At 67.3% G+C, this 11,811-nt stretch carries 11 protein-coding genes; 3 read left to right on the plus strand and 8 right to left on the minus strand.

Annotation, left to right across the window (positions count from 1 at the left end; translation table 11 throughout):
• The first annotated feature begins 22 nt into the window (after positions 1-22).
• A complete protein-coding gene (locus ACFC4D_RS00410) occupies positions 23-778 on the plus strand; it encodes a phosphotransferase family protein (RefSeq protein ID WP_376061043.1) in 756 nt (251 codons plus the stop codon).
• 69 nt (positions 779-847) lie between these two features.
• Here ACFC4D_RS00410 and ACFC4D_RS00415 read toward each other — a convergent pair whose 3' ends face one another.
• The 7 genes from ACFC4D_RS00415 to ACFC4D_RS00445 all read right to left on the minus strand — a co-directional run bounded on the left by ACFC4D_RS00415 (position 848) and on the right by ACFC4D_RS00445 (position 8,287).
• Entirely contained in the window at positions 848-1,441 is a 594-nt protein-coding gene (locus ACFC4D_RS00415; RefSeq protein WP_364634361.1) for an ATP/GTP-binding protein, read from the minus strand.
• Positions 1,422-1,796 (minus strand): DUF742 domain-containing protein, encoded by a 375-nt coding sequence (locus tag ACFC4D_RS00420; protein WP_364634358.1) that lies wholly within the window; start codon positions 1,794-1,796, stop codon positions 1,422-1,424. Before ACFC4D_RS00420 ends, ACFC4D_RS00415 begins: the two co-directional genes overlap by 20 nt.
• Entirely contained in the window at positions 1,796-2,221 is a 426-nt protein-coding gene (locus ACFC4D_RS00425; protein WP_067563521.1) for a roadblock/LC7 domain-containing protein, read from the minus strand. The genes ACFC4D_RS00420 and ACFC4D_RS00425 overlap by 1 nt, the downstream gene beginning before the upstream one ends.
• Positions 2,199-4,781: a nitrate- and nitrite sensing domain-containing protein gene (locus ACFC4D_RS00430; RefSeq protein ID WP_376061044.1), complete on the minus strand. Its 2,583-nt coding sequence runs from the start codon at positions 4,779-4,781 to the stop codon at positions 2,199-2,201. Before ACFC4D_RS00430 ends, ACFC4D_RS00425 begins: the two co-directional genes overlap by 23 nt.
• Before the next feature lie 101 nt (positions 4,782-4,882).
• Positions 4,883-5,455 carry an ATP/GTP-binding protein gene (locus tag ACFC4D_RS00435; protein ID WP_375967249.1) on the minus strand — a complete coding sequence of 191 codons (573 nt, stop codon included), beginning with the start codon at positions 5,453-5,455 and terminating at the stop codon, positions 4,883-4,885.
• An 8-nt stretch (positions 5,456-5,463) separates the two neighbouring features.
• Entirely contained in the window at positions 5,464-5,871 is a 408-nt protein-coding gene (locus ACFC4D_RS00440; RefSeq protein WP_364634349.1) for a roadblock/LC7 domain-containing protein, read from the minus strand.
• Positions 5,849-8,287 (minus strand): nitrate- and nitrite sensing domain-containing protein, encoded by a 2,439-nt coding sequence (locus tag ACFC4D_RS00445; RefSeq protein WP_376061045.1) that lies wholly within the window; start codon positions 8,285-8,287, stop codon positions 5,849-5,851. The genes ACFC4D_RS00440 and ACFC4D_RS00445 overlap by 23 nt, the downstream gene beginning before the upstream one ends.
• A gap of 427 nt (positions 8,288-8,714) precedes the next feature.
• Here ACFC4D_RS00445 and ACFC4D_RS00450 point away from each other — a divergent pair, with 427 nt between their 5' ends.
• Together ACFC4D_RS00450 and ACFC4D_RS00455 are read left to right on the plus strand one after the other, a co-directional pair.
• Positions 8,715-10,217, plus strand: coding sequence for an alkaline phosphatase (locus ACFC4D_RS00450; RefSeq protein ID WP_375967253.1), 1,503 nt, complete (start codon positions 8,715-8,717; stop codon positions 10,215-10,217).
• Positions 10,214-10,735, plus strand: a complete 522-nt coding sequence (locus ACFC4D_RS00455) for a hypothetical protein (protein WP_376061046.1) — start codon at positions 10,214-10,216, stop codon at positions 10,733-10,735. The genes ACFC4D_RS00450 and ACFC4D_RS00455 overlap by 4 nt, the downstream gene beginning before the upstream one ends.
• A 115-nt stretch (positions 10,736-10,850) precedes the next feature.
• On the opposite strand, the gene ACFC4D_RS00460 is transcribed toward ACFC4D_RS00455, so the two are convergent.
• Positions 10,851-11,750, minus strand: a complete 900-nt coding sequence (locus ACFC4D_RS00460; protein WP_375967256.1) for an alpha/beta fold hydrolase — start codon at positions 11,748-11,750, stop codon at positions 10,851-10,853.
• Between the last annotated feature and the right edge of the window lie 61 nt (positions 11,751-11,811).

Here is an 11,811-nt window from a genome sequence, read left to right on the forward strand (position 1 = left end):
CCGGCCCTGGCACAGTGGTGGAATGGAATTCGACGGCGGATGGGATAGTCGAGCGGTCCTGGTCGACGGCTGGGTGGAACGACGGCCACGCAGGCCCGAGGTGGGAGTGCAGTTGCGCCGCGAGGCGCGCCTGATGCCTTGGCTGGCACCGCGATTACCGCTTCCCGTCCCCGTACCGGGCGTCGTGAGCGAGGAGCCGCTGATACTGCGCCATCGATTCGTTCCGGGCGCGGAGCTGACCGAACCGACGGCGAAACACGGCCGGGCGCTGGGTGAGTTCCTGCGCGCACTGCACGACGTCCCCGCGAATGACGCGCTACGGCACGGCCTCCCGCCCGAAGCGCATACCAGAACCGAGCGGGCAGCCGATATCGACCGTTTCCGAACCGAGGTCGTGCCGCTACTGCCTGCCGCACAGCGAGATTCAGCGTTGTCGCTGCTGGATGCGGCGGTGGTTCTGCCCGCCGACACCGTCGTACACGGCGACCTCGGTCCCGAACACGTGCTGGCCGAGAATGGAACCCTCAGCGGCATCATCGATTTCGGCGACGCCCACCTGGGCGATCCCGCCATCGATCTGGCCTGGGCACTGTTCGGCACGCCACCGGAATTCGGCGCTGCTGTCACGCGAACCTACGGCGTGACAGCGCAATTGCGCGCCCGCGCGCAGATCTGGCATCAACTCGGGCCCTGGCACGAAGTCATCCACGGTCTGGACATCGACGATGCCGCCGTCGTCGAGGACGGTCTGGCCGGAGTGCTCACCCGGCTGTCCTGACCGGGAGACGAAAACAGCGCCCGTCCCTGAACTGGCAAGGGCGGGCGCTGCTTTCGTGGCGAGGGTGGTTCAGGTGGCCACGGGTGCGGCCGCGGCGCGGGTGATGAGGTATTCCACCAGCGTCATCAGCACGTTCTTGGCGGAGGCGCGGTCGCGGGCGTCGCAGAGCAGGACGGGGATCTGCTCGTCGAGGTCCAGGGCGTCGCGGACTTCCACCGGGGTGTAGAGGGGTGCGTTCTCGAAGCAGTTCACCGCTACCGTGAACGCCACACCGCGGCGTTCGAAGAAATCGATTGCGGCGAAAGAGCTTTCGAGGCGGCGGGTGTCGGCCAGCACCACCGCGCCGAGGGCGCCACGGGCCAATTCGTCCCAGAGGAACCAGAATCGGTCCTGGCCGGGGGTGCCGAACAGGTACAGCACCAGGTTTCGGTCGATGGTGATGCGGCCGAAGTCCAGTGCCACCGTGGTGGTGGTCTTGCCCTCCACGCCGCGCAGATCGTCGACCCCGGCGGAGAGTTCGGTGATGAGTTCTTCGGTTCTCAGCGGCGTGATTTCGCTGAGCGCCCCCACCATAGTCGTCTTGCCCACGCCGAAACCGCCCGCGATGAGGATCTTCACCGACGCGGCCATGGGCTGGGATTGGTCAAAGTTTTCGGATGCCATCGAGTACAGCTCGCAAAATGTTGAGGTCACCGGGCGCCGCGTCGGGAGAGACGGGCGCACGGAACTTGAGGATGCCGTCGGAGATGAGGTCGCCGACGAGGATCTTGGTCACTGCAAGAGGCAGCCGCAGGGCCGCCGATACTTCGGCGACGGACAGCGGAAGCCTGCACAAGCGCACGATGTCGCCGTATTCCGGTTCCACCCGGCGCAGCGGTGGGGCCGCGTTCGGCACCACCACTACCGTGAGCATGTCCAAATCATGCCCAGCGCCCATGGTTCGACCGCCGGTCCTGGCGTATGGGCGCACCAATGGACCTGCTGCATCGTCGAACCAGTGATCCCCCGGCCGCGCCATCATGACAGCCTGGGGTTAACCTGTCCGGCCAGATGATGGCGCGGCGTGGTGGACAGATAGGTACCGACGCGCTGCACGGTCAGGTTCATCTCATAGGCGACCATGCCGAGATTGGCCTGCTCATTGGCCTGCAGCGCGAGGCAGGCGTGGCTGCCCGCCGCGGTCACGAACAGTACGGCGCGATCCAGTTCGATGACCGCCTGGCGTACGCCGCCGCCGTCGAACCGGCTGCCCGCGCTGCGTGCGAGTCCGTAGAGGGTGGAGGACATGGCGCCGAAGTGCTCGGCGTCCTCCCTGCTCATCGCGGAGGAGCGCCCGAGCAGCAGACCGTCGGTGGAATGCACCACCGCGTGCCGGACGCCCGCGAGCCGATCCACCAGATCATCGAGTAGCCAGTTGAGATCACCAGCGTTTGAGGTGGTCACCGTCGCCTTCCTGTCGGTCCTGGAAATGCTTGGACACAGGCTCGGCCGCGCCGGGATCGGCCCGGCGGCCCTGCCTGGTTCCGTTTTCGATGGCGGAGAAAAGGTCTCGGGCCTGCTCGGCCGTGCGGGTGGGCTGATCGGGCGCTTCGGTAGCCGCCGTCTCCTGCGCCAATTCCGGTGCGAGACTTGCCTGCCGGCGCCTTCGCGGGAGCTCGGGCCGGACGTCCGAGCCAGTGTACTGGGATCGGTCGAAATCGCGAGAGCGGAAATCGTTTTCCGGTTGCGGCTCGGGTGCGGGCCGGGAAAACGACTGCGGGCGATTCGAGTTCGGCTGGGTCGGCGGTTCGAACGGCCGCGGGGTATCGAAGGACATTTGACGCTCCGGTGCGCGAGGTTCAGGGCGGGCCGGAAGGGCTTGGTTGGAGAAGGACGGCAGCCCGGCGGGGGGTTCGAGCTGCCGGGGCGCCTCGAACGCCGGTGGGGCATCGAGTGGTTTGGGCGTCTTGGACGCCTCGAACTGCTGCTGTGCCTCGAGCTGTTTGGCGGTCTCGGCGGCCAGTGCGGCGTGGAACTGGCCGGTGTCGAATGCCGCTGGCACCGCCGGGATTTCGCCGGTCCGGCGGCCACCGTCGACGGTGAGCGAGGACGGCACCAGCACGATGGCGCGCACGCCGCCGTAATCGGATTCGGCGAGTCGCACCGAGATGCCGTTGCGGACCGCCAGCTGCGCCACCACGAACATGCCGAGGCGCGAGTCCTCCGAGAGCGTGTTGACACCGAAATCCGGTGGGTTGCGCAGCATATCGTTGATCCGGGCGAGTTCGGCCTCCTGCATGCCCATGCCCTGATCGACGATCTCGATGGCGATGCCCTTGCCGACCACATTGCCGCGCACCTCGACCTGCGACTGCGGCGGCGAGAAATGCGCGGCGTTGTCGACGAGTTCGGCGAGCAGGTGCACGAGGTCGGCGACGGCGCTGCCGGCGACCGCGACCTCGGGCAGTCGAGTGATCTTGACGCGGGTGTAGTCCAGCGCCTCGCCCACACCGCTTCGCACAACCTCGATGAGCTGCACCGGGTTTCGCCACTGCCGTCCGGGCTGACCGCCCGCGAGGATGATCAGGTTCTCGGCATTGCGGCGTTCGCGGGTGGCGAGGTGGTCCAGGCGGAAGAAGATCTCCAGCAGTGCCGGATCCTCCTGCTTGGCCTCGGCCTCGTCGAGTACCTCGAGCTGCCGGTGCACCACCACCTGGCTGCGGTGCGCGATATTGAGGAAGACCGCCTTCACACCCTCGCGGGTGCGGGCCTCGGTGACCGCGGCGGCGACGGCGGCGCTGTGCGCGTGACCGAAAGCCTTTGCCACCTGGCCGATCTCATCGGTGCCGAAGTCCATTTCCGGTGTCTCGGTGGAGACTTCGACGGACTTGCCCTCGCGCAGCTGCGACATGATCTCGGGTAGTCGCTCATCGGCGAGCAGGAAGGTCTGATTGCGAAGTCGCTTGAGCCGCCCGATGATTCGGTTCGCGAGCAGCAGCGCCACCAGGAACGCGGACAGCGATACCAGCAGCATGGCGCCACCGGCGATGGCCGAGTTGCGGGCGTTCTTATCGGCGGCGTCACCGGCCAGGCCGAGCGCGTACCGGCTCTGCGCGTCCCACATGTCCAGCAGCGACTTGTTGACGGCGGTGACCGTATCGCGCCATTCCTGCGGGGTGAAGGTGAGCGGCGCGACCGGTTGCGTGGCACCGGCTTTCACCGGAGCCGCGGTCATGGGATCGATGGCGCGTGCCAGCAGCACGTTCTCCATCATGATCAGCTTCTGCCAGTTCGGGTCGTTGACCACCGCCTGGAAGGCGGGCTTGCCCTTACTGCCGTCCGCGCCCGCGAGGACGCCGATATTGACGCGGTACGCGCCGAGCACGCGCGAGAATTCGATGGCCAGATCCGGCGCGAGCGTTCCGTCCCGGAGCAGCACCTCGGCCAATGAGTCTGCCCGCGAGAGCATTTCGGACGCGGAGACGATCTCCAGGGTCGCCGCGGTCTCGATGGCGACTTCCGGATTGGGCGCGGTGGTCTCCACGGCGCGGGTGCCGACGGAGATGAGGTCGAGCAGATGTCCGTAGAAGTTGTAGGCGTCGGTCAACGGCAGTGCGTTGCCGTCGATCTGGGTGCGCACGGCCGCGAGCGAGCGGGTCAGGGTGAGGAACCCGCCGACATCGCCGGTGACCTCCTGCGGGCCGAGCGCCTCCATATCCTTGGTGGTGCCCGACATGCCGCGCAGTGCGTTGTCGAGGCGAGTCCTGGCCTGGGTCAGGGCCTTCGGATTGGGTTCGTCACCGGCCAGCTGGGCCATGGTGAGCTGGCGTTCCAGCTGCACCGAGCTGACCAGCTCCTTGGAAAGAGGAGTGGCGGCCGTCAGTGCGTCCGCCCACTCTCGCGCGTTCTTGCCTTCCACCACCAAGTATCCCGCGCCACCCACACCGATCACGAGCAGCGCGAGGCTCGGAACCAATGCGATGGCGAGAACACGGGTCCGGACCCCGAGTCTCGCTCTGAACATCTGCGCAACGTAACGGGATGAACGTCACATTCGTCAAGCTGATCTCATTGAGCGGGAACAGGATTGACACAGGTTCTCATGCATGCACCGGTATGAAACCCTCACGCCAGGGCGCGCGTGATCAGATATTCGGCGAGGGTGGTCAGCACCTCTTTGCAGGAGCTGCGATCACGCGCGTCGCAGAGCAGGATCGGCACGTGTTCGTCCAGGTCCAGCGCATCGCGAATCTCTTCGGGCGAGTACACCGGCGCACCCTCGAAACAATTGACGCCGATGGTGAATCCGATGCCGCGGCGTTCGAAGAAGTCGATGGCCGCGAACGAATTCTCCAGTCTGCGGGTGTCGGCCAGGATCACCGCGCCGAGCGCCCCGCGCGCCAATTCGTCCCACAGGAACCAGAATCGGTCCTGGCCGGGGGTGCCGAACAGGTACAGCACCAGTCCGGCGTCGATGGTGATGCGGCCGAAATCCAGCCCCACCGTGGTGGTGGTCTTGCCCTCCACACCGGTGAGATCGTCTATGCCCGCGGAGCGTTCGGTGATGATCTCCTCGGTGCGCAGCGGGGTGATCTCGCTGATCGAACCGACCATGGTGGTCTTGCCGACCCCGAAACCGCCCGCGATCAGGATCTTCACCGATTGCGCCAGCGGGGTGTCCACCTCGAACCCGGTCATGCGGGGGCTCAGCCGAATTCGCCGGAGCGACGGGCCGCGGTCGACAGGAACGAACCCACCCGCTGCACGGTCAGGTTCATCTCATAGGCCACCATGCCCAGATTCGCGTCCGCGCCCGCCTGTAGCGCCAGGCAGGCGTTCGCGCCCGCGGCGGTCACGAATAAGACCGCGCGATCGAGTTCGATCACCGCCTGGCGCACGCCGCCGCCGTCGAAACGGTGTCCGGCACTGCGGGAGAGCCCGTACAGCGTGGAGGACATGGCGGAGAAGTGTTCGGCGTCCTCGCGCAGCATGCGGGTGGAGCGGCCGAGCAGCAGACCGTCGGTCGAATGAACCACGGCGTGACGCACACCGGCGAGTTTGTCGACGAGATCGTCGAGCAGCCAGTCGAGGTCACCGGCGGGAGAAGTACTCACCGTCGCCTTCCTGTCGAGTGTTGTCGGATGGGGGGAGGGTGCCCGGATCGGAGCGACGGCCCTGCCGGGTGCCGTTCTCGATGGCGGACATGAGGTCTCGGGCCTGCTCCGGACTGCGCTCGGGCAGTGCGGGCGGCGCGCCCGCGCCGGGGCCGACGGCGTCCGGTGCCGGGGCGGTCGGCTCCGGCGCGGGGTCGTGCGCCAATTCCGGTGCGAGGCTTTCCTGCCGGCGGCGTTTTGGCAGCGACGGGCGGGTGTCGTGCGGGCGGCGCGCGTGCCGCCCGATATCGCTCGGACGCGCCGCGTTCGCGCTTCGGGGTCCGTAGGTCGCGTCATGGTTGATGGCGCGCGGCCGGTCCGAGCGCGCCTCGTTGGCGTCGTGACCGCTGTCCCGCGCCGCGGGCGCGTCGAGCACCGGGAGTTCGCCGGTGTCCGGGCGGAATTCGGCGCGGCGGGGGATCGGGAGCTGGCCGGAGCTGTAGTCCGGGGAGGGGGTCTCACCGGCGATGAGGGCGGCCGGGATCAGCACGATGGCGCGCAGGCCGCCGTAATCGGATTCGGAGAGGCGGACCGAGATACCGTGCCGGGCAGCGAGTTGCGAGACCACGAACAGGCCAAGGCGCGAATCGCTGGAGAAGCTGGTGAGCCCGATATCCGCGGCGGTCGCGAGCAGGGTGTTGATGCGCTCGAGCTCTTCCTCGCCGACGCCGACGCCCTGATCGATGATCTCCAGGGCCACCCCGCGGCCCACGGTATTGCCGGTGATCTGCACGTGCGATTGCGGCGGCGAGAAGTGCGCGGCATTGTCGATGAGTTCGGCGAGCAGATGGATGAGATCGCCGACCGCGACGCCGACAATGAAACTCTGCGGCAGCTTGCCGGTGCGGACGCGCTTGTAGTCCACGGTTTCGCCGACCGCGCTGCGCACCAATTCCATCAGTGGCACGGGGTTCCGCCATTGGCGACCGGGACGGCCACCGGCGAGGATGACCAGGTTCTCGGCATTGCGGCGTTCGCGGGTGGCGAGATGGTCGAGCAGGAAGAAGGTTTCCAGCAGGACCGGATCCTCCTGCTTGGATTCGGCCTCGTCCAGCAGCTCCAACTGCCGGTGCACCACGATCTGGCTGCGGTGCGCGATATTGAGGAAGACCGCCTTGACGCCCTCGCGGGTGCGCGATTCGGTGACCGCGGCGGAGATGGCGGCGGTGTGCGCATGACTGAAAGCGTCTGCCACCTGGCCGATTTCATCGCCGCCGAATTTCAGTGCGGGAGAAGCGGTATCGATGTCGACCTGTTCACCGTCCGCGAGCCGCCGCATGGTCTCGGGAAGTTGATCGTCCGCCAGGGCGATGGTCTCGTCGCGAAGTCGCCGCAGCCGCCGAATGATTCGATTGGCCAGTGCCAGCGCCACCAGGATCGCGCCGAGCGCGGTGACCACCATGGCCGCACCGGTGAGCAGTGAGTTCCGGGTGGTATCGGCGGCGGCATCACCGGCGAGCCGCTGCGCCTCGATGTTCTGGGCCTGCCACAGATCGGCGAGCGCCTTGTTGACCTCGTTCGCCACGCTCTCCCACTCGGCGGTGGTCAGCGGCAGCGGGGCGGGTTTGAACGTCGCGCCCTCCGCGCGCGGCACCGCGCGCTGCGTCAGCGATACCTCCATCGCGCCCAGTCGCTGCCAGGCCGCCCCGGAGACAAGGGCTTTCGCGGCGGCCGCCTGCCGCGGGTCACCGTCGCCGATGAGCCGATCGACGCGATTGTGATAGAAGCCGAGCAGGCGCAGATATTCATTGGCCAGGTCGGGAGCAAGTCCGCCGCCGCCGTCGATGAGCGCCGCACCCAGCGCGTTCGCCCGGCTCATGGCCTCGAGGCTCTGCAATACCTCACTGGCGGAAGCGAGTTCGATGGCGGTGGGCGCGTCCGGGGCGGTCTGCTGGGCGATGCGCACACCGGCGAGCACGAGCTGCGGCATGGAGCTGTAGAAGGCGTCCGCGTCGCCGAGTACGAGGGTGCCCGCGTCGAGTCCGGCGCGAATCAGGGTGAGCCGCTTGCCCAGATCGGTGAGCGCGGAGGTGGTATCGCCCATGGCGCGGGGCCCGATGCTGCTCAACCGCGATTGCGCGGGAGCGAGCTGGGTCAGCGCGATATCCAGGCGCTGGCGAGCGGCGGCCAGGGCGTGCAGATCGGTATCGGCTCCGGCGATGCGCCACAGCGTGATTCGGCGTTCGGATTCGAGCGCCTCGATGAGTTCGCGGGTGGGTGCGACACCGTCGCGCATTTCATCGGCCCAGTCCTGGGCGGTGTTGGAGCGGTCCACGAGGTATCCGGTCGCACCGACGCCGATCACCACCAGCGCCAGACTGGGCACGAGTGCGATGGCCAGAATCCGGGTCCGCACCCCGAGCCGCCTGGTGAGCATTGCCCGAGGGTAGCCATCCGGTGGCCGGAACACCCACGCGAGTCCTTTTGAGCGGGACGGGATTTGACTCGAAGACCGGCCGTCCGGTATGCGATCGCGGGCGCGCAGACGCCGGAACAATCGTTGAATCCGTTGCGCGAGAGTATTTCTCGCCCACGGTCCGGCCACTCCCGGATCACCACCTGCGCTATGCGATTGGAGCCTGGTGACCAGAGAATAGCCCCGCATTCCCGCGCGTGTAGCCGGTTCGCGGGACCCGGAAATAGTGCCCGTGTCATCCACCCCATGTCAGTTGTCATGACATACGTTCACCGAATCGACAGCTCCGCGTCGGATTCGGGCAACCGTCCAGGGATACGTTCGCCGCGCCCGGGGTACAGCGGGTCGCGCACGGAGACCCCGTGCCGCGAAGGTTGGAGGGAACGAAGTGCAGCACAAGAAACGCGCCTGGCTCGGCGCGGTCGCGGCCATCACCGCCGCGTTCGTGGGCTCGACCCTGGTCGCGGGTTGTGGCTCGGACAAAAAAGCCGACAACGAAGTGCACAACATCATCTACCTGCTCGGCGACGGTATGGGGCGCAGCCACATCACCGCCGCCCGGGAACGCTTCGTTGGCGCCAACGGACGGCTGAACATGGAGCAGCTGCCCTATGTCGGCGCGGTGGCCACCTACGCGGTGGAGCCGAACAGCGATAAGCCGGCGCTGGTGACGGACTCCGCGTCCGCGGCGACGGCCTGGTCGTCGGGCGTCAAGACCTACAACGCGGCCATCGGCGTCGACGCCTACGGCAAATCCGTGCCCACGCTGATGGAGCAGGCCAAGACCGCCGGGTACGCCACCGGCAATGTGAGCACCGCCGAGATCACCGACGCCACCCCGGCGGGCATGTTCAGCCATGCGCTGCTGCGCGGCTGCCAGGGACCGACGTTCACCGAGGCCACCTGCCTGCCCAAGAAGTCCGATGGCAGCTATGAGGCCGCACCCGCCGATAAGACGCTGGTGACCCCGATCGCCGAGCAGATCGCGCGCAACGGCACCGCCGACGTCATCTTCGGCGGCGGCCTGGCCCGCTTCGAACCCGATGACCAGAAGGCCCTGACCGACAAGGGTTATCAGGTGCTGGGCAATATGGGCGATCCCGCGCTCAAGGCGCAGACCGCCGACAGCCAGAAGGTCGCCACGGCCGCGGACCTGACCGCGACCAAGAGCGATAAGGTCATCGGCCTGTTCAACCGCGGCAATCTGACGGTCACCGCGGCCCGCAACGCGCTGCCGGACTCCGCACCGCAGAAGCAGGAGCCGACCCTGGCCGCCATGGCGACCAAGGCCATCGACCTGCTGTCGAATCGCAAGGACAGCAAGGGCTTCCTGCTCCAGATCGAGGGCGCGCAGATCGACAAGCGCTCGCACGCCAATGACGCGGCCCAGACCCTGGACGAGATGAAGGCGTTCGACGACGCCGTCGCCGCGGCCATGGACTTCGCGAAGAAGGATAAGCACACCCTGGTCATCGTCACCGCAGACCACGAGTGCGCGGGCTTCAACATCATCGAGAAGAACACCTTCACCAATGCCGAGGCGATCGCTCCGCCCACCAATGTGGACGCGGGCAACACCGCCAACAACTCCCTGCCCTCGCGCGACGGCAAGGAGAACGTGAAGGATCCGGCGCGCTCCAGCGGCCTGATCAACGGTGCGGGCTCGAACGATCCGAAGAACTTCGCCCCGGCGACCTTCCGCACCCCGAATGACAAGCCCGAGGTCAAGGACGGCTCGCCCGAGGCCAGCCTGTGGCTGACCTACCTGTCCGGCAACCACACCGGCGCGGACGTGATGATCTACGCGTACGGTCCGGGCGGTGACGTCTTCGCCGCCAGCCAGGACAACACCGCGCTGTACACCAAGATGCACAAGGCCCTGCTGCCGTGAGCATGAATGGTGTTGCGCGGCGCAAGGGTTCGGCACGGGTCGTGCTGTTCACGGGACTGCTGCTGACGGCCACGCTGGGGACCGCGTGCTCGAATTCGCAGACCGCGAGTGCGCCGACCACGGTGACCACGGTGACCACGCCGTCCTACGCGGCGAAACCCGCTGTGGCGCCCGCTGCTTCGATCACCGCCGGACCGGGCGAGGTGCGTCTCGAACCCGGACCGTTCACCGATCGAATTCAGCTGACCGGCACCCGGCTGGACGGGACCACGGTGCACGGGCGGCTGGCCATCACCACCGATGTGAGCGATGTGCTCGCCCTCGAGGTGCAGGCGGCGTTCTATGACGCGGCTGGAAAGCTCGTCGGGACGGGGCATTTCGAACATGCCGATGAGGAGGCCATGGGCGGCGGGACGCATATCCCGCACGACGACGGCATCGACTTCACCATTCCGGCTCCGGCTGGCGCGGCGGTTTCCGCCGCGGTGCTGTCGATTCCGGTGCTGGTGAACGAATAGCGCCGGACCGCAACACCACTCGCGAGCCCGCGTGCGCATACCTGGCGCACGCGGGCTCGCTTGGTTGTTCAGCGGATTCGCGCGCAGCGGAACGGAATTCGGCGCGAACTCGGCATCAGCGCACCGCCGCCGACTCCGCCGCGCCGATCAAGTCCGCGATATTGTCGGCGAAGCTGGGCCAGAGCTCACGCGGCAGGCTGTGCGCCATACCCGCGAACGAGATGAACTTCGCACCGGGAATCGCCGCGGCCGTGGCTTTTCCGCCGCTGATATCGATGACGCCGTCCTCCTCGCCGTGCATGGTCAGGGCGGGGACCGTCAATTCGCGCAAGCGCTCGGTGCGGTCGCCGGAGCCGATCACCGCGAGCATGTGCCGCATCATGGCGTCGAAGGCGAAGCCGCGATCCCAGACGCGGCCGAGCGTGTCGACGGCGGCGGCCTCGTCGAAGTCGAAGCCCGGGGAGCTCAGTGCGCGAACGGATTTCAACCGCCAGGCAATGAACTCGTCACGGGTGCTCGGCGGTCCGCCGGGTTCGCCGAACGCACCGGGTCGCGCCCGGCCGACCGAGGGATCTCCGGTGGTGGACATGATGGTGGTCAAAGTTCGTACCCGGCTCGGATATTCGATCGCGATGAGCTGCGCGATCATCCCGCCCATGGACGCGCCCACCAGGTGCACGCTGTCCAGGCCGAGGGTATCGAGCAGGCCGACCGTATCGGCGGCCATATCGGTGAGCGTGTAGCTCACCGACGACAGATCCCCGGCCAGGGCCGCCGCGATATCCGGTGCGGGCGCATCGGTCATGAAGGTCGATCGGCCGGTATCGCGATGATCGAAGCGAATCACGTACAGCCCCCGCGCGACCAGCTCATCACGGAATCCGTCGGGCCAATTGATCAGTTGCCCGCCCGCGCCCATGATCAGCAGCACCGGCGGATGTCCCGGATCACCCGCCGTCTCGTAGGTCAGCTCGATTCCCGCGGGCCCCACCCCGATCGCCTTGTGCTCAGCCATCTCCCACCTCGTCCTTCGGTCCAGAAAAGCCACAGAGCAGCGAGTATGGACCACAGCCGGG

This window comes from Nocardia sp. NPDC056000 (assembly GCF_042269265.1).
In the GTDB taxonomy this organism is placed as follows: Bacteria; Actinomycetota; Actinomycetes; order Mycobacteriales; family Mycobacteriaceae; genus Nocardia.